General features: G+C 65.0%; 16 protein-coding genes and 1 pseudogene. 10 read left to right on the top strand and 7 right to left on the bottom strand.

Annotation, left to right across the window (positions count from 1 at the left end):
• A partial coding sequence (locus DFO45_RS24885) for an MBG domain-containing protein (RefSeq protein WP_280960275.1) occupies positions 1–4217 on the top strand: 4217 nt, incomplete at its 5' end.
• A gap of 3 nt (positions 4218–4220) precedes the next feature.
• Positions 4221–6023, top strand: a complete 1803-nt coding sequence (locus DFO45_RS04020; RefSeq protein WP_133863871.1) for a ShlB/FhaC/HecB family hemolysin secretion/activation protein — start codon at positions 4221–4223, stop codon at positions 6021–6023.
• Positions 6024–6516: 493 nt separating this feature from the next.
• On the opposite strand, the gene DFO45_RS04025 is transcribed toward DFO45_RS04020, so the two are convergent.
• Genes DFO45_RS04025 through DFO45_RS04045 form a run of 5 tightly spaced genes read right to left on the bottom strand, consistent with a single transcriptional unit; the run spans position 6517 to position 10768 of the window.
• A complete protein-coding gene (locus DFO45_RS04025) occupies positions 6517–7590 on the bottom strand; it encodes a GntG family PLP-dependent aldolase (protein ID WP_133863872.1) in 1074 nt (357 codons plus the stop codon).
• A gap of 9 nt (positions 7591–7599) precedes the next feature.
• The gene (locus DFO45_RS04030) at positions 7600–8334 is read right to left on the bottom strand and encodes an amino acid ABC transporter ATP-binding protein (RefSeq protein WP_043879170.1); all 735 of its coding nucleotides are present in this window, start codon (positions 8332–8334) and stop codon (positions 7600–7602) included.
• A 23-nt stretch (positions 8335–8357) separates the two neighbouring features.
• Positions 8358–9050, bottom strand: coding sequence for an amino acid ABC transporter permease (locus tag DFO45_RS04035; protein ID WP_133863873.1), 693 nt, complete (start codon positions 9048–9050; stop codon positions 8358–8360).
• The gene (locus DFO45_RS04040; protein WP_133863874.1) at positions 9047–9814 is read right to left on the bottom strand and encodes an amino acid ABC transporter permease; all 768 of its coding nucleotides are present in this window, start codon (positions 9812–9814) and stop codon (positions 9047–9049) included. Before DFO45_RS04040 ends, DFO45_RS04035 begins: the two co-directional genes overlap by 4 nt.
• Before the next feature lie 48 nt (positions 9815–9862).
• Positions 9863–10768: an amino acid ABC transporter substrate-binding protein gene (locus tag DFO45_RS04045; RefSeq protein ID WP_043879171.1), complete on the bottom strand. Its 906-nt coding sequence runs from the start codon at positions 10766–10768 to the stop codon at positions 9863–9865.
• Between the two features lie 128 nt (positions 10769–10896).
• Between DFO45_RS04045 and DFO45_RS04050 the strand changes: the two genes are divergently transcribed.
• The 4 genes from DFO45_RS04050 (at position 10897) to DFO45_RS04065 (ending at position 14070) form a co-directional block, all read left to right on the top strand.
• Positions 10897–11799, top strand: a complete 903-nt coding sequence (locus DFO45_RS04050; RefSeq protein WP_133863875.1) for a LysR substrate-binding domain-containing protein — start codon at positions 10897–10899, stop codon at positions 11797–11799.
• A 271-nt stretch (positions 11800–12070) separates the two neighbouring features.
• The gene (locus DFO45_RS04055) at positions 12071–12736 is read left to right on the top strand and encodes a hypothetical protein (RefSeq protein WP_133863876.1); all 666 of its coding nucleotides are present in this window, start codon (positions 12071–12073) and stop codon (positions 12734–12736) included.
• Between the two features lie 192 nt (positions 12737–12928).
• The gene (locus tag DFO45_RS04060; RefSeq protein ID WP_133863877.1) at positions 12929–13627 is read left to right on the top strand and encodes a hypothetical protein; all 699 of its coding nucleotides are present in this window, start codon (positions 12929–12931) and stop codon (positions 13625–13627) included.
• Complete coding sequence (locus DFO45_RS04065; protein WP_133863878.1) at positions 13624–14070, top strand: hypothetical protein; 447 nt, start codon at positions 13624–13626, stop codon at positions 14068–14070. The genes DFO45_RS04060 and DFO45_RS04065 overlap by 4 nt, the downstream gene beginning before the upstream one ends.
• Before the next feature lie 28 nt (positions 14071–14098).
• On the opposite strand, the pseudogene DFO45_RS04070 reads toward DFO45_RS04065, so the two are convergent.
• Positions 14099–14356 (bottom strand): annotated as a pseudogene (locus DFO45_RS04070) (helix-turn-helix transcriptional regulator); the annotation flags it as partial.
• 67 nt (positions 14357–14423) lie between these two features.
• On the opposite strand from DFO45_RS04070, the gene DFO45_RS04075 reads away from it, so the two are divergent.
• The gene (locus DFO45_RS04075) at positions 14424–14855 is read left to right on the top strand and encodes a hypothetical protein (RefSeq protein ID WP_133863880.1); all 432 of its coding nucleotides are present in this window, start codon (positions 14424–14426) and stop codon (positions 14853–14855) included.
• Between the two features lie 48 nt (positions 14856–14903).
• Positions 14904–15152: a hypothetical protein gene (locus tag DFO45_RS04080; protein ID WP_133863881.1), complete on the top strand. Its 249-nt coding sequence runs from the start codon at positions 14904–14906 to the stop codon at positions 15150–15152.
• Positions 15153–15194: 42 nt separating this feature from the next.
• On the opposite strand, the gene DFO45_RS04085 is transcribed toward DFO45_RS04080, so the two are convergent.
• Positions 15195–16342 (bottom strand): IS3 family transposase gene (locus tag DFO45_RS04085; RefSeq protein WP_133863882.1). Its coding sequence is split into 2 segments (ribosomal slippage): positions 15195–16093 and positions 16093–16342, totalling 1149 coding nucleotides; the frame shifts between segments, so codons are not numbered across the junction.
• A gap of 648 nt (positions 16343–16990) precedes the next feature.
• Between DFO45_RS04085 and DFO45_RS04090 the strand changes: the two genes are divergently transcribed.
• The gene (locus DFO45_RS04090; RefSeq protein ID WP_166657043.1) at positions 16991–19126 is read left to right on the top strand and encodes a type I secretion system permease/ATPase; all 2136 of its coding nucleotides are present in this window, start codon (positions 16991–16993) and stop codon (positions 19124–19126) included.
• Complete coding sequence (locus DFO45_RS04095; protein ID WP_166657044.1) at positions 19113–20546, top strand: HlyD family type I secretion periplasmic adaptor subunit; 1434 nt, start codon at positions 19113–19115, stop codon at positions 20544–20546. The genes DFO45_RS04090 and DFO45_RS04095 overlap by 14 nt, the downstream gene beginning before the upstream one ends.
• The last annotated feature ends 9 nt before the right edge of the window (positions 20547–20555 follow it).

A 20555-nucleotide genomic window follows, 5' to 3' on the forward strand; every position in this document is an offset into this window, starting at 1 on the left:
CCATCACCACAACGGTGGACACCGGCGCGAGCATCCGGGTGGACGGTACGGCGGGTGCAGGCGGACGTGCCGTGGTCTGGTCGGACGGGACGACCAGTTTTGCAGGCGCCATCAGCGCCACGGGCGCGGGGTACGCTTCGGGTGGCGATGCGGAAGTCTCGGGCAAGGTGCGGCTCGCCTTTGACGGTACGGCGGACCTCAGGAGCGAGAGCGGAGCTTTCGGCACGCTGCTGCTGGACCCTTACAACCTGACGATTTCGGCGGCGTCCGGCAGCGGCATGTCCGGCTTCAATGCGAATGCCAGTGACAGCGTGCTGAACGTCACGACCCTGACCAATGCCCTCGCCACAGCGAACGTGACCGTGACGACGGGTTCCGCCGGGGCGCAGGCCGGTAACATCACAGTAGCGACGCCCATCAACTGGAGCAGCGGATCAGCCCTGACGCTCTCGGCCTATGGCTCCATTGCTGTGAATGCGAGCATCACCGGCGGCACGGGCTCGTCCATCCTGCTGCGCGCGGACAACACCGGCACCGGAACCGGTACCGTGACGTTCGGGACCGGCGCGACGCTGAGCGCGGGAGGCGGCGTCTCGATTTTCTATAATCCGAGCAGCTTTGCGGCACCGACCGACTATTCCGCCCGCGTCGCCTCGGGAACGCTCACCGCCTACATGCTGGTGAACACGGTCCAGGATCTCCAGGACATGAACACCAACCTCAACGGCATCTACGCGCTGGGCCGGGACATTGACGCCAGCGCTACCACGGGTTGGAACGGCGGCGCGGGCTTTGCGCCGATCGGGAGCACCTCCAGCTATTTCTACGGGACCCTCGACGGACAGAACCACATCATTTCCGGACTGTTCATCAATCGCGGCGGCCAGATTGGCGTCGGCTTGTTCAGTGACCTCGGTCCCGGCGCAAAAGTCTTTAATCTGGGCCTGGTCGGCGGCAGCGTGACTGGCAATATCGCTGTGGGTAGCCTTGCCGGGGTCAATCACGGCACCCTGACGAATGTTTATGCGTCCACCACGGTGAGTGGCAGCGATCAGGTCGGTGGGCTTATTGGCGCCAATACCGCCACGATCACCGGTGCCTACGCCACCGGTGCAGTCAGCGGCGATACCAATGTCGGCGGGCTGGTCGGCATGAATGCACACGGAGCCGGCAACTGGACGATCTCGGATGCCTACGCCACAGGCGCCGTCAGCGGCAGCGCCTATGTGGGGGGGCTCGTGGGCAGCAACCAGGGCGTTCTCATCAGGGTCTATGCCACCGGTTCCGTCACCGCCAGCACAAGCACCAGCGTCGGCGGGCTGATCGGCGACAACCAATATGCCGATTCTGTCACCGCATCGTTCTACAACACGCAGACGACGGGGCGGGCCAATGGCGTCGGCAATGGTTCCGCCAGTGGCGTGACCGGCTTGACCACGGCACAGATGCGTGACGGCTCAACGGCATCCGGCGGCTTCTACGCCCTCGCCAGCGCCGCCGGCTGGGATTTCACGACGGTCTGGGCGCGTCCCAACGCCGTGACCAACCAGTCGAGCGATGGACAGCTTCACTACGCCGAACTCTATGCAGTCTCCGCCGTTGTCGGGGCCAATGCCACGGGGACCATGGTCTATGGCGATTCCAGCCCGACCTTGACCTACGCTTATTATGGCACCGGCAGCGGCTACGGCAATGCGGTCACGAGCAATCCCGTCTATGCTGGCGGCGTGACCTCTGCCAGCGATGTAGGGACCTATGCCGTTGCACTGTCCGGCGGCAGCGGCACGTCGTGGGGAGGACGCTCGACCCGCTTCGTCAGTTCGGGATCCGTGACCGTCACACCCGCCACGCTGACGGTGACGGCGGATGGCGGCAGCATGGTCTATGGCGACGCTGCGCCTGCGCTCGGCTACACGGCCTCCGGCTGGAAGAACGGGCAGGGCGACAGCCTGCTGTCTGGCGTCTCGGTAACGACCAACGCCACGTCTACGTCCAATGTGGGCACTTCCTACACCAGCAGTGCCAGCGGCGGCGCGCTGTCGGGCGCCGCATCGGGCAATTACACGCTGAGCTATGTGGACGGCAGCGTCTCCGTCACGCCTCGCGCCCTCACCGTCACCGCGAATGCCCAGTCCATGATCTATGGCGACAGCGTGCCCGGCCTGACCTATGCGTTGGGCGGGGCAGGTCTGGTGAATGGCGATACGCTCACCGGCGCGCTCGTTACATCCGCTTCGTCGACGGCCAGCGTGGGCAGCTACGCCATCACGCAGGGCACGCTGGCCGCGTCATCCAATTATTCAGTGGCCTATACGGGCGCCAACGTCTCCGTCACCGCCCGGCCTCTCACCATTACCGCCGACGCGCAGTCGATGGTCTATGGCGATGCCATACCTGGGCTCACCTATGCGCTGGGAGGCGCCGGCCTTGTGAATGGCGACACCCTCAGCGGAGCGGCGGCGACGGGTGCCTCTTCCGCCTCTGGCGTCGGCTCCTATGCCATCACGCAAGGCACCTTGGCCGCTTCGTCCAACTATGCCCTCAGTTATGTGGGGGCGAACCTCTCCGTCACCCCCCGGCCGCTCACCATCACGGCGGACCCCAAGTCCATGACCTATGGCGACAGCCTGCCGGGGCTCACTTATGGGATCGGCGGGGCAGGTCTCGTGAACGGTGACACTCTGAGCGGAGCCCTCGCCACATCCGCTTCGTCCTCGGCCAACGTGGGCACCTACGCCGTCACGCAAGGCACCCTGGCCGCGTCGTCCAATTATGCCGTCACCTATGCGGGCGCCAATCTCTCCATCACCCCGCGGGTGCTCACGATTGCCGCCGACGCCCAGTCCATGATCTATGGCGACAGCGTGCCGGTCCTGACCTATACGCTGGGTGGAGCAGGTCTGGTGAATGGCGACACGCTCACCGGCGTGCAGGCCACGTCCGCGTCGTCCATGACCGGCGTCGGCACCTATGCCATCACGCAAGGCACCCTGGCCGCTTCGTCCAACTATGCCGTGACCTATACGGGCGCCAATCTGGCCGTCACGCAGCGCGCGCTCACCATCGCGGCTGACGCCCAGTCCATGATCTACGGCGACAGCGTGCCGGTCCTGACCTATACGCTCGGCGGAGCAGGTCTGGTGAATGGCGACACGCTCTCGGGTGCGCAGGCCACGTCCGCTTCGTCCATGACCGGCGTCGGCACCTATGCCATCACGCAGGGCACCTTGGCCGCTTCGTCCAACTATGCCGTGACCTATATGGGCGCCAATCTGGCCGTCACGCCGCGCACGCTCACCCTGACCGCCGCCGCCCAGTCCATGGTCTATGGCGATGGCGCCCCGACGCTCACCTATACGCTCGGCGGGGCAGGGCTGGTGAATGGCGATACGCTCACCGGCGTGCAGGCCACTTCGGCCACGTCCACGTCCGGCGTCGGCACCTACGCCATCACGCAAGGCACCCTGGCGGCCTCGTCCAATTACGCGGTCACCTATTCCGGGGCCGGCCTTTCGGTGACGCCGCGCCCGCTCACGGTTACGGCCGACGCGACGTCCATGACCTATGGCGATGGCCTGCCGCTCCTCACCTATGCGATCGGCGGCGCAGGCCTCGTGAATGGCGACACGCTCTCCGGGGGGCTCGCCACCTCCGCCACGTCGTCTTCCATCGTGGGCACCTATGCCATCGGGCGGGGAACGCTCTCGGCGTCTCCCAATTATGCGCTCACTTATGTGGGCGGCGCCCTGTTGGTCATTCCACGGCCCCTTACCATAACGGCCGATGACCAGACGCGCGCGACGGGCACGCCCAATCCCGCTCTCACCTACCGGGTCGGGGGGCGTGGGCTGGTGAACGGGGACATGCTCTCCGGGACGCTCGCAACCTCCGCTGGCCCTCTGTCGATGGTGGGCAGTTACCCGATCACCCAGGGCAGCCTGTCCGCCGGCGCGAACTATGCCTTGACCTACAGTCCGGGGACGCTAACCGTGGTGGGATCGACGCAGACTCCCGCCTTCGTCGAGACGCGGGCCTCGGACGAGGTGGTCGTGACAGAGGCAACGGAAGGGCTTGTGACAGCCGTGGACCAGACGCCCCAGATCGTGCCTCCACCCACTGTCGTCTCGTGCGACGGCGGGGCCGGCGGCCCCTGCAGCCTGTTCCCGGTGCCGGAGAATCGACCCTCCGCCTCCTTTCTCAGCTTCCGGGGTCAGTGAGGGATGAGCGCTCCCCGTTCCCCGATCATGCGTACCGGCGCGCTGGCGCTGGGCGTTGTCCTTCTTCCCGCCACGACCGCCTTGGCGCAGGTGATCGCGCCGGTGGAACGCAACCTGCCGCCGGTGATCTCGGGGCAGGGGCGGCTCATCATCGGGCCGCAGGATCTGGCCGGCAGCCCGGACGACACGCCGCTCGGCGTGGCCCTGTCCGGCATCAGCCTCATCGGGCCGAAGGAGAGCGTGGCGAAACGGGCAGGGCGGGGCATCCGCATCGGCGCCGTGGGCGAGATCGACCGCGCGGCCCTCACGCAGGCGCTGACGCCCTTCCTCGGACAGCCGCTCTCGCGCAAGCGCATCGCCGACATCCAGGCGGCCATCGCCAAGGTCTATCGCTCCGCCGGCTATCCGTTCGTCTCCGTCACCTTGCCGCCGCAGGAAGTCACCGGCGGCGTCCTCACCTTGCGCGTGGTCGAGTTCCGCACCGGATCGGTGAAGATCTCGGGCGCGGAACCCGGCACCGAGGCTGCGCTCTCCGGCCGCGTGCGCGCCGTGCCCGGCCAGCGCATCGCCTCCGACGCGCTGGAGGAGGATCTGGCCTGGCTCAACCGCTCGCCCTATCACACGATCAACGGCGTTTTCGCGCCGGGGGATGAACTGGGGCTGAGCACTCTCACCCTGGAAGTGACGCCACAGAAGCCCTGGCAGGTGTTTGGCGGCTGGTCCAACACCGGCACCCACTCCACGGGCTTCGACCGCTACTTCGCGGGCTTCGGCGCCGCGCTGCCCGGTCTGCCGGAGAGCTATCTCTCCTATCAGATCACCGGCAGCCCGAATTTCTGGAGCGATCCGGCTGCGGTCGGCACCGGACCGGACCAGCCGAGCTATTACAGCCAGGCCGGGCGCCTCGTGATCTCCACCGGCGCCCGCCAGAGCCTCGAATTCGTGCCGAACTATGTGGCGACCCGCCAGAATGCGCAGGGCGCCACCTTCGCCTATGACAACCAGACGCTGGAAATCCCAGTGTACTACCGCACGGCGCTCTCCAATCTGGTGCCGGGCCTCTATGCGGGCGACCTCATCCTCGGCGCCACGGGCAAGACGGTCTCGCGCACGAGTTATTTCAGCGGGTCGGACATCGGCGGGGCGAATGCGGACCTGTTCGAACTGATCGCCGGCTGGTCGGTCTCGCGCTCGGATCCCTTCGGCACCACGAGCCTGGATCTCAAGCTCATCGGCAATCCGGGCGGGGTGATCGGCGGCAACAGCGCCGCGCAGTGGAGCCGCTACAGCGGCGGGCGGGTCACGGACGTGACCTATGTCTATGGCACCGGCGATCTCAACCGGGTGACGCGCCTGCCCGCGGGCTTCAACTGGGTCAGCGACCTGTCGGGCACGGCGGCGGGCCAGCCCCTGCCGGACACCGAACAACTGAGCCTCGGCGGTCTTTACGCCACGCGCGGCTACACGCTGGACGACGGCACGGTGGACACGGGCCTCGTGTGGCGCAACGAACTGCGCACGCCCACCTTCGCGCTGCTCTCGAGCCTCGGAGTTGCGGGTGTGACCGATCAGGTGTCTCCCTACGCCTTCCTCGACCTCGCCTGGGGCCGGGCCTATGGCTATCAGGGCGTGCTGGGGGCGGTGCCGCACAACGACACGTCGCTGGCCGGCCTCGGCCTCGGCCTCGACTACACCCTCAACCGCAACCTCACCGCAACGCTCGTCGGCGGGGTCGCCCTCACGGACGCCACCTACACCAAGGCCGGCGACTTCACCCTCCAGGCGCGGGTGTATGTGAGCTATTGAGGGCTGGCGAGGTGCTGGCGGCTGAGATCGGCCGGTTCACCTGCCGAGAGGTGATGTGAACTGGCGGACGATCGTCCCATAAGCGCTGATTGGTTCCGGATGGCTTCCCAGCAGCATCCGGCCGCTTCATCCATATCATTCGCTAGTCAGCGCAAGACTGGTAGCATGCCTGCGGGCCGTCGCAGGAGAAACGCGTGCATCCCATCGCTCGCCGTTGCCCAACGCGATCCCATACCCGGCCAGACGATGAAAAAGGAAGTGCAGTGGCGCGCCCTAGGGGAAACGGCGGCCGGACGGCCAAGTCTCTGATATGATTGGCTTATAGCAAGCTGCAACGTAGCATGAATGTAGCAGTTTGGCGTGCCAACGCCAACACATCACGTACGCGACGCTCTTCGCTTCACATACTCTGATTTGGTGTTTGCTCTGGAACGAGCATTGCCTCTTGCGGTGTAGGGGGCAGCCCTCAGCGTTTGAAGGGTCGCGTTGTCTCCTAGACGAGAGCTTTTGCGAAGGCGGCGATGGCGCGTTCAATGGCGGCATCGTCGATCTCGCGATGCGTGACGCAACGTAATTTTTGTTTTCCCCACGGCCGGGTGAGGAGGCCGATGCCTTCCAGACGCTGGACCCACGCCCCGCTGTCGCGGCCGGATCGCGACACGTCGATCTGGATGATGTTCGTCTGTGGGTTGCTCGCCGAAATCGCGCCGGCCAGCGCATTGACGCCCTCGCTGAGGCGCCGGGCCCGGCGATGGTCCTCGGCGAGGCGCGGTCCCATGGTGCGCACGGCTTCAAGCCCGGCCGCGGCCATGATGCCAATCTGCCGCTGTGCGCCGCCGAGCATCCGCCGCAGGGGCCGGCACTTCGCGATGGTGTCCTTCGGGCCGGCGAGGACGGCCCCCACCGGTGCAGACAGGCCCTTGGACAGGCACAGCGACACGGTGTCGGCGAACTGCGCGATCTCCGCCGGGCGCACATCCAGCGCCACGGCGGCGTTGAACAGACGCGCGCCGTCGAGGTGCACGCGCGCGCCACGGGCATGGGCGAGGTCGTGGACGGTGCGCATGTGCGCGAGCGGGAGCACGGCGCCGCCGGCATTGTTGTGGGAGGTTTCCATGCCCACAAGCGCGGTGCGCAGGCGATGGCCGGTGGCGGTGAGCGCGTCTTCAAGCGCGTTGACATCCATCGCGCCGGCCGTGCCGGGAACCGGGAGATAGAACAGCCCGGTCAAGGTGCCCGATCCCCGTTCAGAGGTGTAGATGTGGGCGGAGCTTTCCAGCACCACCTGCTCGCCACGCTCCGCCTGCGCGAGAATTGCAAGGAGATTGGCCATGGTGCAGCTCGGCACGAACAGGCCCGCCTCCTTGCCCAAGGTCTGGGCCGTATAGGCCTCCAGCTCGCGGGCCGTGGGGTCGCCGTCGAGGCCATCATCACCCACTTCGGCAGCCATCATCCGCTCATACATGGCGGCGGTGGGACGGGTCACGGTGTCGCTGCGCAGATCCACGGGCGCCTGATCTGCGGACGGCCGCGCCAGCGTTCCCGCGACATTCTCTTGGACCGACATCGTGGCACCCTACTGCTTGAGAATCTTGGAAAGGAACAGTCGGGTCCGCTCGTGCCGCGCCTCGACATGGTCGAAGAATTCGCTCTTGGGGCAGTCCTCAATGATCCGGCCGGCATCCATGAAGATGACACGGTCGGCGACGTGCCGGGCAAAGCCCATCTCGTGCGTCACCACCATCATGGTCATGCCCTCGCGGGCGAGGTCGGTCATGACCTCGAGCACTTCCGTCACCATTTCCGGATCGAGCGCCGAGGTGGGCTCATCGAACAGCATGGCGAGCGGATCCATCGACAGGGCGCGGGCGATCGCCACGCGCTGCTGCTGTCCGCCCGAGAGCGTGCCGGGAAACGCGCTCGCGTGGGCGACGAGGCCGACCCGTTCGAGCAGCGCAAGGCCACGCGCCCGCGCATCCGTCCGGCTGCGCTTGAGCACCTGCATCTGGCCGAGACAGAGATTGTCGATGACGCTGAGGTGCGGAAAGAGTTCGAAGTGCTGAAACACCATGCCGGTGGTGGCCCGCAGGCGCGGCAGGTTCGTGCGACGGTCGCCCACCGATATCCCGTTGACGATGATCTCGCCCTGCTGGAAATCCTCCAGCGCGTTGACCGTCTTAATGAGGGTCGATTTCCCCGATCCCGACGGGCCGCACACCACCACAACTTCGCCCTTGGCGACCTGCGTGGAGCACGCGTTCAGCACCTGATGCGGGCCGTACCACTTGCTGACATTCCTGATTTCGATCATCGGGCTGCTTTCAGGAGCGGAGATCATCGAGCCACCTTCCAGCGCAGTTCCAGGCGCTTCACCAGTCGAGAGGCGGCGAAACAGATGACGAGATAGACGACGGCCACGAAGACGTAGAACTCTGTCAGGCGGCCGTCCCGCGCGCCAACTTTCGACGCCGCGCCGAGAAAGTCGGTGAGACCGACGACGTAAACGAGGGATGTGTCCTGGAAGAGCACGATGAGCCGCGTCAGGAGCGACGGCGTCATGTTGCGGATGGCCTGCGGCAGGACGACCTTGAGGAAGGTCTGCCGGCGGGTCAGCCCAAGCGCCAAGCCGGCGGAGATCTGGCCGCGCCGGATGGACTGGATGCCGCCACGTATGATCTCGCAGAAATAGGCCGCCTCGAACAAAGTGAAGCTGACCAAGGCGGAGCGGAAGGCACCCACCTGGATGGGCCGGCTCGACCCCACGAGCCATGCGCCGATGTAAGGCACGAGGAAGTAGAACCAGAAGATGATCAGCACCAGCGGCACCGACCGCACGAGATTGACATACAGCGTCGCCGGTACGGACAGCAGCCTGAGCGGCGAGAGGCGCAGAACGGCGAGCAGGATGCCGAGACCGAATCCCATGGCGCCCGCAAGCACCGTGAGGCCGAAGGTGAGACCGAGCCCGTCGCCGAGCAGGTAGGGCAGGGCGGCCGCGATGGCGCCGAAGTCGAAGTACCCGTTCATGACTGCGCCACCCGCGCCGGACTGCTGGCCGCAGCACCGATGAGGCCGGGCACGGCGAGGCGGCGTTCGAGCCAGCGCATGGCCAGCACGATGCAGCCGTTGATCACCAGATAACCCACGGTCGCGGCGCTGAAGGCCTCGAAGATATGGAAGCTCGCTTCCTGCATCGCGCGCGCCTGGCCGGTCAGCTCCAGCAGGCCGATGGTCATGGCGACGGAGGAATATTTCACGATCGCCATGAACTCGGAGGTGAGCGGCGGGATCATGAGGCGGAAGGCTTCGGGCAGGACCACATGCCGATAGGCCTTTACCGGCGTCAGCCCCAGCGCCAGCGCCGCCTGAAGCTGGCCGCGCGGCAACGACTGGATCCCTGAGCGCATTTGTTCCCCGATCCGGGCCGACCCGTAGAAGGTGAGGCACAGCAAGGCGGGGACGAAGGCGTTCCAGGGAGCCGGCATCCCTTTGATGGCCTGACCGATCGCCTTGGGCAGCACCTCGGGCAGCACGAAGTACCAAAGGAACATCTGCACCAGCAGCGGGATGTTGCGGAAGATCTCCACATAGGTGGCGCCGATGGCATTCAGCACCGGCGCCCGGGTGGTGCGGAAGACGCCCAGAATGGAGCCGAACACAAGGGCCCCCGCCGCCGTCGCGCCGGTGAGGCCCAGTGTCCACAACACACCAAGGCCGAGGTTATAGAGATAGCTGTGAACGCCATCCGACGAGAGGTCGAGAAAGACGCTCCAGCTCCAGTCATACTTCATCGCCCGGATCCGCCAGATGCCGCTCGGGGTGTGGAGCGCGGACCGCGCTCACTGATAGTCGGCCGGATCTCCGGAATCCGTCGGCTTGGCAAGGGCCCGCTTCAGGGCATCGCTCATGGGATACTTCAGGTTGATGCCGCGCGGCGGGATGGGCGCGTTGAAGTACTTGTCATAAAGCGCGGCGACCGTTCCGTCCTTGATCAGCTTCAGGACCGCATCGTCCACCAGCTTCTTGAACTCCGGATCATCCTTCGGCTCCATGATGCCGTAAGGCGCGATCTCAAGGCTCTTCGTGCCGATGATGAAGGCGTCGGGTGTCTTGGAAGAGGCGACCTGGCCATAAGCCAGCCCGTCGTCATTGGCGGTGCCGGCGGCGCGGCCGGTCTCCACCATCAGGAAGGCCTCGCCCGTGTCCTTGGCGCCAGCGACGGTGATGCCGTAATTGCCCTTCGCATTGATCTGGGAAATGACCTTGAAGGTCTGTCCGCCGGCCTGCGCGGCAATGGTTTTGCCCCGGAAGGACGCCGGGTTATTCACGTCGACGCCACCGTCCTTGCGCGCCATCAGAACCACCTGCGCCACGAAGGTCGTGGGCGCGAAGGCGACCAGCTTGTGCCGCTCCACATTATTGGTGGTGTTGCCGCATTCCAGATCGATCGTGCCGTTGGCCAGCAGCGGAATGCGCGTGGCGGAGGTGGTCGGGTTGTAGCGGATGTCGAGCTTGGGGAGATTGAGCGCGGATTTGATCTCGCCGGCGATCTTCTCGCAGATCTCCACCGTGTAGCCGACGGGCTTCTGGTTGCCGTCGAGATAAGCGAACGGCACCGACGTCTCGGGATGGCCGAGCGTGATGGTGCCCGTCTGGCGGATCGCGTCGACCCGGCTATCGGCAAGAACAGGTCCCGCAAGTGCGACCCACGACACGGCGACGGCGATACCGGCAAGCGCTTTCATAAGTGTCCCCACTGGCATGGCGGTGTTACCGCTCGTTCTTCATGGCAAGGAATATGACAAGCCTCCATCATGAGGCATAATTCTAATTGATAGGCATTCCATACGGATCTGATATGGCACGACGGCGCATGGGGCTGCAGCATATCGAGGCGTTTCGCGCGGTGATCCAGACCGGATCCATGACCGAGGCGGCGCGCCGGATGCACACCTCCCAACCGCAGATCAGTCGCCTGGTGGCTCAACTGGAGCAGATCGCCCAGTTTGCGCTGTTCGACCGGAGCGGGAGCCGCGTCTTTCCAACCGCCGAGGGCACGCGCTTCTTTCAGGAGGTGGAGAAGGCCTTCACGGGCCTGACCACCTTGGAGGCGGCCGCGCAAGGCATCCGTTCGTTCCGGGCCGATCGCCTGCGGGTCACGGCGATGCCGCGGCTTGCCAGCGGGCTTCTCACCCGCATCGCCGCCAACTTCATGATGGACTATCCCGAAGCTATGGTTTCCATCCGCTCGGGAACCGCGACCACCGTCCATGAATGGGTTTCGTCAGGATTGTGCGACGTCGGGCTGGCGATGCTCTATCAGGAGACATCGGGTGTCGAAGTGGAGCCGCTCTTCACCGGCCAGTGCGTCGCCGTCCTGCCGACGGGCCACCCGCTTGCCGCGCGTGATGTCCTGACGCCGACGGATCTGGCCGAACAGCCCTTCATCGCCTCGCCCAGCGGCGGGCAATTGGCGGAGCGGATCGATCAGGTCTTCAATGCGGCCAACGCGCGCCGCCGCATCGTCGCGGAGACGGATCTCGGCGCCTCCGTCTGCACGTTGGTGGGCGCGGGCCTCGGGGTCAGTGTCATCAATCCGCTCGCCGCGCATGAGGAGCGGGAAAACGCGGGCTTGCTGATCCGTCCCTTCCAGCCGGCGATCGCGACCACCGTCGCGCTCATCTACCCGCCCTATGTCGCCCGCAGCCGGTTGGTCAGCGTGTTCAGCGATTATGCGCGCAGGCGGGTTCAGCAAGAGTTGACCTTGATGGCTTAAGGGCAGCCGTCGGGCAGGGAGACGCCCTTCGGTAAAGGCGAGCACCCCCAGAACATTTGCATAAGCCGCTTATCTTACTGGCGGAGTTCGCTGCGACCGATTCCCAGTGGGGCCGTCGTGTCGGACGCGCTCGCATTTTGCCGAACACCCGTTTTCGGAGCGCGGCCGCGTTTCAAAAGACGTGGAGTTTCAGTGGCTTGTTGACAAGTGTGTGGTATTATGATATTGCTACGGCGGCGCTAGGCGCCTCTTCACACACAGCGAGATCATCATGAGCCGCAAGCCTGCAAAGCTGGCGACGACGACGCACGTCGCCCTCTTCACCACCACGGAGCCCTTCGGCGCTGCCATCGCCACGGGCGTCGATGCCGAGACGGCGTACGCTCTGGCGCACTCCTTCGCCTGCGTCGCCGTCGCCCTCGACGACCGTCTGCCCGAGGGCATGCTCGGGCGCCTCAAGAGCGTGGCCCTTTCGCCGGATGCCGAGGCCTTGTCCCTGCCAGAGATCGAGGTCGACGTGATCGAGGCGCTGACAGAGCTGGCCGTCGAACAGGGCCATATCAAGCGGCCGCCGGAGACGGCCGTGGGCGGCGATCAGGCCGTCGCGGCATCTGATCTGGCCGAAAGCGAGAACGCCGCTGGGGCGACTCGTGAAGCCAAGGAAACGGCATCTGCCGCGCTTGAGGCTGATGGCACGGCCATATTGTCTGATGCGGCGGCGGGGGACTTATGGGCCCGCATCGCGGTCGGCCATGTGGTGCTGGCCCCGGATTATGACGATGGCGCCTTCTGCGGCTTCTGGCTGGCACAGGTCAGGGCGATGCGAGGAGACATGCTCACCCTGGAATGGACGGGCGAGTATGCCGATCAGCCCTCTTTCGAGCGCCATGTGAGCGCGCTTGGATTGATGCATCCGGGGTGTGGCGTGCAGCAATGAGAGAACAAAACAGGAACTGAGTGTTGGAGGGCGGCCTTGGCTGCCCTCCTCGTTTCCATCGGGCAGACAGGGCGCCTTGGCGTGTCGCCGGCCTGCCCCAGCCTCTTAGGGCTCATCATGCAAGATCATCGTTTCAAGGGCTGCGTGCAGCGTGCGCGCAGAAGGATGGCCTGCGTCTTTTTCTTGGCCGTCATGGCTTATGGACCGGCATCGGGCGTCGATGCCGCAGAGCGGAACTATCCGGACCGGATCTTCCGGCAGACCTATGTGCTGCCGGAGGGCCTCAAGGCCGACGACCTGTCTGGCCTTCAGATGACCTTGGGCCTGACGCTCTCGGCCCAGGCGCCGGGTCTCCAGCCTTTCAATGCCGAACTGACACAGGCGATGGGAGGCCAGTGCGCCGCCGTCTTTGCGGGGCGCACCGGGCGTTATGTGCCGGCAACGCCAGCGCAGTTCGCCATTGCCGAGAAAGCGGCGGCAATGCCGGCTTCGCCGCCGACACCGGCGGACAGCGTCGCCTTTGCCTGTGCGGCACAGTCGATGCTGTTCCAGCTGGCACAGATCGACGCCAGGGTCTCGGACGCGCAACTGGCCGATCTCGCACGCGAGATCCAGCGCCGGTTTGCGGCCGATTGGCTGTCGCTCGATCTGTTGCGGCAGCCCGGCCTCGCCGAGGCGGCCCAGCGCTATGTGGCCCTGTTCCGGCGGGTGAGCCTGCTACGGCGGGTCGGCGGCGCGGTGCCGGCCGATCTGCCGGCCTGGCTGCTGGAGGGGCAGGTGCGGCAGGGCCTGCTCGCCCTTCAAGATGCGAAGACCTTCGGGGCGCTCGACCAGACGGTCACGGCCAGCGAAAGCCATTGGCTCGCGGCCCAGCCGCGGAGGGCGAAATGACCGTTCGGCTGATCGATCCCCGCACTGGCGCTTTCATGGATATCAAGGTCGGCTTCAGCTGGAGCCTGCTGCTCTTTGCAAGCTGCCTCGGCATTCCGTTGTGGCTGCGGCGCCTCACCCCGTGGGCAGGGCTGACCTGTGGCATGCTGCTGATGAACTGGTTCATCCTCAGCCAGGGCGGCCGTGCGCCTTCCAACACGCAGGCCTATGCGCTCATGTCCATTCAGGTGTCGCTGGCCATCCTCAATGGGGTCATGGCGGTGCGGGGCAATGAACTGACCGCGAAGGGGCTCCTGGAGCGGGGATGGGTGTTTGCGCACCCTGCCTCGCCCGAGGCCACCGTTGCCCGGCACAGATGGCGCATCGCCGATATCGCCCTGACGCAGGAAGGGGAGATCGAGCGCGAGATTCGCTCGGCCGTCAGCCAGCAGTTCCGAGGCTGATGACGCGGCCGGGCCGGCCTCAACTCACCCGGCGCGGCCGTCCCCCACGCAAGGGAGCCGGAGGCGTTTCGCCTTCGGCCGGCAACGCCAGCAAGGCCGCCAGATCGACGTGCAGCGTCGTTGCCAGCCGATCGAGCAGGTCGATGGTCGGGTTCTCCGTCTGGCGCTCGATGCCGCCCACATAGGCGCGGTCAATCCCGGCATCGGCGGCCAGCCGCTCCTGGGAGAGGCCTTGGGCCACCCGGAGGGCTCTGAGGTTCCAGGCGAGGCGTTCACGGGCGTTCATGGGCATAGGGGAGCATTATGGCGTCCATAAACCCACTGGCAATAGACATCATATTTGATATGTTCACATGACGAAGTTCACGGCCAGAGGCGAGGCGATGACGGGGCAGGTGGATCGGCAACCATCGGAAGAGAATAGACAGGCAGTCGCCGAACGCACAGACAGTGACCTCGTCGAGGCCTGCGTGGCCCTGGCGCAGGCGCTTGCGGCCTTCAAGGGCGGCTTTGATGCTGATCCCGACGATGACAGCGCATACGCCTTCGCCCTCGGCGCACCGTTTCAGGTGCAGGCGAAAGAGCTACTGGCGCGCCTGACCGTGCGGCCCGCGACGCAGGCCATCGAACTGGCTGCCAAGGCGCGCCTCGTGCCGCTCGTGCTCACGGGCAACGGCACGATATCCGACGAGGTCCAGGCCTTCGTGCTGCGCTTTGCCGACGATGTACTGGCGCTGGCTGAAGGACCGTCGGAACGGATCGATGCCGTCAAGCGGTCAACGTGAGCGGCCGCCAACCATCGATCAGAAACTCAAGCGCTCATGAGGATAGACATGCCCGCACTGCAGATCGACGGAATCAAAATAGCGACGATCTCCACCGAACTCGCCGTGCGCCTTCGGGAAGCACTCGATGTGCCTTACGTTCAGGCCGTCAGGTTCGACCTCGGTGAAGCGCAGGTGATGAGCAAGCCGATACCTGCAGTCCAGGGCACGGTAATGACCGCATCATCAGTGCGTATGACTGTGACGCTGACCATCGAGGCATTCTCCGGGATCTCGGTCGCTCAAGCGGCAAAGTAAGTTAGGGCAAGTTGGCCTGCTGCCGGTTCTGTGGACACGAGGTTAAGCTAATTTAGCTCGCTCCTCGAACTCGACGGGGCTGAGATAGCCCAGTGTCGAGTGCCTGCGTCGGCGATTATAGAAGCGTTCGATGTAGTCGAACACGTCCGCTCTCGCGTCATCCCTCGTCCTGTAGACCTTGCGGGCTGTCCGCTCGGTTTTGAGCGACGAGAAGAAGCTCTCCATCGCGGCATTGTCCCAGACGTTGCCCGACCGGCTCATCGAACAGGTGATGCCATGGTCGGCCATCAGTCGCTGGAACTGCTCGCTGGTATATTGACTGCCCTGGTCGCTGTGATGCAGCAGGCTGTCCGCCTTGCCGCGGCGCCAGATCGCCATGATGAGAGCGTCGGTAACGAGTTGTGCCGTCATCTCCGCCTTCATTGCCCAGCCGACGACGCGTCGTGAGAAAAGGTCGACGACGGCCGCAACGTAGAGCCAGCCCTCCGCGGTCCAAATGTAGGTGAAGTCCGCCACCCATTTCTGATTTGGGGCCGAGGCCTCGAAGACGCGATCCAGCAGATTGTCCGACGCGGCGGCCCGCACGCCGACATCCTTCGGCAACCCACGACGGCGCGGCCGGGCTCGCAATCCATGCTCCCGCATTATCCGTTCGACCCGATGCAGCCCGCAGGAGAGCCCTTCCGCCAGCACATCGTGCCAGACGCGTCGTGCGCCGTAGGTTCGATCGCTGCTCTTGAAGCTCCTGTCGATCGCCGTCGCGAGCACGTCATCCTGCCGGGCATGCTCACTGGGGCTGCGGTTGAGCCAGGCATAAAAGCCCGACCGTGAGACATCCAGAGCGTCGCATAGCCATGCCACCGGCCAGATGCTCCGGTGCTTCGCGATGAAGGCGAACCTCATGTCGCTTCCCTCGCGAAGAAGGCTGCGGCCTTTTTTAGGATATCGCGCTCCGCCTTCAGCTTGGCCACTTCCCTGCGCAGCCGGTCAATCTCGAGCTGCTCGGGCTTCATCTGACCCTGCCCGGGAAAAGCATGCTGAGGATCCGCCTTTGCCTCCCGGACCCATTTACGCAGCACGTTCTCGTGGACATCAAGGTCGCGGGCAGCCTGCGCAACGGCAACGCCCCGATCCCTCACCAACCTCACAGCCTCAAGCTTGAACTCGCGGCTAAACCTCCGTCGTTGCATTCCCGCCCTCCAGTCCCGTTGAACACCTTATCTCGGTGTCCACGAAACCGGCAGCAGGCCAAGTTTACGATCCTTACGCCATCCTAGGCTGATCATACGCCAGAGCGAGCTTGCAATGGGCTACTTTCCGGCCTCAAAGGGAGCGCATCGCCACAGTGTAATGCGTCCTAGATTTAGCACTTATGGCCACATCCTTGTGCAGCTCACATGCGAGATGTCATAAAGAACGACGCTGGGAATACGCAAGTCTTTGGCTTTGGTGGACCCGCGTCCGATCTTCATAAGCGCGGGCGTCGCGATAACCGTAACGAAAGGGGCGCCGACGGTCGTGGACGCGCTGCACAGTGGTCCGCATTTATCGAGCCGGCACCTAGGATAATCAAATTAGCTTGACGTAGGGGATTAAAATTGGAGAGCGCTCATATGAGTGCGCCAAGTTGTCGCCTAACTATAGGTAATGTTACCCAACGAGAGTTGCAAACTAATGCCGCCGCACATCTGGAGCGACATTAAATCTGAGTTGCATGGCACGCTGTTAATGCATTTATTTGGTGCCGCGGCAGTTATTTACACGATAATGTGTAGTTCGTGGAACTTCCCCCTCCTTCCTTGCGCCTGCATAACCTGACTCGGGGTGGGGGAATGGGAATGGACGCTGAGTCTGATGTAGGGGATACGTCGGGGCTGGCCTGCCTCGTTCTTATGCTGCGGCTTCAGGGGATCGCAGTTGAGCTTGATCAGGTGCGCCACCAAATGGGCGGTACCAAGGTCGGCATCACCCAGATCCTTCGTGCGGCGAAGTCCTTCGGCCTGAAGGCCCGCTCAATTGAGTCTTCCTGGCGCCATCTGGCGCGCACGCCGCTTCCTGGCATCGTCGAGCGGCAGGACGGGTCCTTCGTTATCCTCGCTAAGGTGGCGGATGAAACGGTACTCGTTCACGATCCCGTATCTGGCAGGCCCTCCGAGGTAGTTCGCGCCGAATTCGAGGCCGACTGGACCGGCCGGTTGGTCCTGATGGTCCGCCGCGCAGCTCTCACAGATCTTACCCGCCGCTTCGATATTGGCTGGTTTCTCCAGGCCATGGCGAAGTATCGCGGCGTCCTCACCGAGGTGCTGGTCGCATCGTTCTTCCTTCAGGTGTTCGCTCTAATTACGCCTCTGTTCTTCCAGGTCGTGGTGGACAAGGTGCTAGTGCATCGCGGCCTCACCACGCTCGATGTGCTGGTAATTGGTCTCGTCACCGTCTCGCTTTTCGAAAGCGTACTCTCCTCGCTCAGAACTCATGTGTTCGCGCACACCACCAACCGTATCGACGTAGAGCTGGGCGCACGGCTCTATCGCCACCTCCTCTGCCTGCCGGTCGCGTATTTCGAGGCGCGCCGCGCTGGGGATAGCGTCGCGCGGGTGCGCGAACTCGAGAATATCCGCAATTTCCTGACAAGTTCCTCGCTCACTCTGGTAGTCGACCTCGTATTCACCGCGGTTTTCCTGGCGGTGATGTTCGCCTATGCCCCACTTCTGACTTGGATCGTGATCGGCTCCTTCCCATTCTATATCGGACTGTCCATCAGCGTGACGCCGCTGTTCCGCCGCCGCCTGGATGAAAAGTTCAACCGTGGAGCTGAGAACCAGGCTTTCCTGGTGGAGAGCGTCACCGGAGTCGAGACGCTGAAAGCCATGGCGGTGGAGCCGCAGATGCAGCGTCGGTGGGAAGATCAGCTGGCTGGCTATGTGCGGGCCAGTTTCTCGGTGACGAGCCTCGGCAATTGGGCGAGCCAGAGTGTCCAGCTCATCAGCAAGGTGGTGACGGCCGCGACGCTCTATTTCGGTGCCCGCATGGTGATCGACGGCAGCCTCACCGTGGGCGAGCTTGTGGCCTTCAACATGCTGGCGGGGCGGGTTGCCCAGCCGGTGCTCCGTCTCGCCCAGGTCTGGCAGGATTTCCACCAGGCGCGGATCTCCATCGACCGCCTCGGCGACATCCTCAACACGACGCCGGAGCCGGCCTATGTGCCTGGCCGCGCCGCGTTGCCGCCAATCCGCGGCGCGGTCACCTTCGAGCATGTAACGTTCCGCTACCGCCTGGACGGCGCCACCGTCCTGAACGACGTCAGCCTGGAAATCCCGGCCGGCCAGATGGTGGGCATTGTGGGGCCGTCAGGTTCGGGCAAATCCACGCTGACCAAGCTGGTCCAGAGGCTCTATGTGCCGGAGAGCGGCCGGGTGTTGGTGGACGGCGTCGACCTCGCAATGGTCGATGTGGCCTGGCTGCGCCGGCAGGTGGGCGTGGTGCTCCAGGAGAATGTCCTCTTCAACCGCACCGTGCGCGAGAACATTGCGCTGGCCGATCCCGGCCTGCCCATGGACAAGGTCATCGCGGCGGCGCAACTGGCGGGCGCCCACGATTTCATCCTGGAGCTGCCCCACGGCTACGATACCATGGTGGGAGAACGCGGCAGCAGCCTCTCCGGTGGACAACGTCAGCGCATCGCCATCGCCCGGGCGCTGATCGGCGACCCCCGCGTCCTGATCCTGGATGAGGCGACGAGCGCGCTCGACTATGAGAGCGAGCGGGCGATCCAGCAGAACATGCGCCGGATCGCGGAAGGACGAACGGTGATCGTGATCGCCCACCGTCTCTCTACCGTGCGCCACGCGGACCGGCTGCTCACGCTGGAGCGCGGCCGCTTGGTGGAAGACGGCAGCCACGACGAACTGATCAACACTGGCGGGCGCTATGCCAGCCTCCACCGCTTGCAGGCAGGGCTCCATGAAGTCGGCTGATGCGGCATCCGGCACCCTCCTCCCGCTGCCGCGGCGCGTGGACCGGCCGGGCCCGACCGAGCGGGAATTCCTGCCGGCGGCGTTGGAGATCATCGAGACGCCGGCCTCCCCCGTCGGGCGCGCCATCGGGGCGACCATCATCGCCTTCTTCGTCGTCGCTATCGCCTGGAGTACCTTCGGCAAGATCGACATCATCGCCACGGCGCCAGGCCGCATCGTGCCCACGGGGCGGACCAAGAGCATCCAGCCGTTCGAGACCGGCGTGGTGCGGGAGATCAAGGTTGCGGACGGATCGGTCGTGAAGGCTGGCGACGTCCTGGTGGAGATCGACCCCACGGCGAACGCCGCCGATGAGCGCCGCCTGATACGCGACCTCGCCCAGGACAAGCTCGACATCGCGCGCCTCACGGCCTTGCTCTCCGGCGACACCGCCGCCTTCGTGCCGCCTGCGGGCGTGGAGGTGAGCCTCGTGGCGCTGGAGCGGCGCGAGATGGAGGAGCAGTCGACAGAGCACGCGGCCAAGCTCACCGCGCTCGACCGGCAGATCGCCCAGAAGGAGGCCGAGGCCGAGGAGGCCAAGGCCACCATCGAGAAGGGCGAGGCGGCATTGCCCATGCTCAAGGGGCAGTTCGAAATCCGCGATGAACTGGTGCAGAAGGGCTTCGGCACCAAGCTACAATATTTCCAGGCGCAGCAGCAGATGGTGGAGCAGGAGCACCAGATCCTGGTGGACACCCATCGCCGCGACGAGGCCGAGCACGCACTCGCCGCGCTCAAGCACCAGCGCGCCGAGACCGAAGCGGAATACCGCAAGGGCCTCCTGTCTGACTTGGCCAAGGCGCAGACCCAGGCGAGCGAGCACGAGCAGGATGCGGTCAAGGCGGCCCAGCGGCGCACCTTGCAGACCCTCACGGCACCGGTGGACGGTACGGTGCAGCAGCTCTCCATCCACACCGTCGGCGGGGTGGTGACGCCGGCGCAGACGCTGATGATGCTGGTGCCCAAGGACAGCCGGCTGGAGATCGAGGCGAACCTCGCCAACCGGGACGTGGGCTTCGTGCATGCGGGGCAGGATGTGGAGATCAAGGTGGAGACCTTCACCTTCACCCGCTATGGCCTGCTCCACGGCACGGTGGAGAGCGTGAGCCGTGACGCGGTGGCGCCCGACAACCCGGCGCCCAATGCCCGGCAGCGGGAGGCGGACGCCCCCGCCGACGAGACCGCTCGCCAGGCGCAGCAGCCGGCTTACGTGGCGCATATCGCGATCAGGGAAACCGGTCTCGACACGGAAGAGGGCTTCGCCCAGCTTGAGCCGGGCATGGCGGTGACGGCAGAGATCAAGACCGGTCAGCGACGGGTGATCGAGTTCCTGCTCTCGCCGCTCTTGCGCTACAGGCATGACTTCGGAGGGGAGAGATGAAAGAAGAAT

It is taken from the genome of Azorhizobium sp. AG788 (assembly GCF_004364705.1).
Taxonomy (GTDB): Bacteria; Pseudomonadota; Alphaproteobacteria; order Rhizobiales; family Xanthobacteraceae; genus Azorhizobium; species Azorhizobium caulinodans.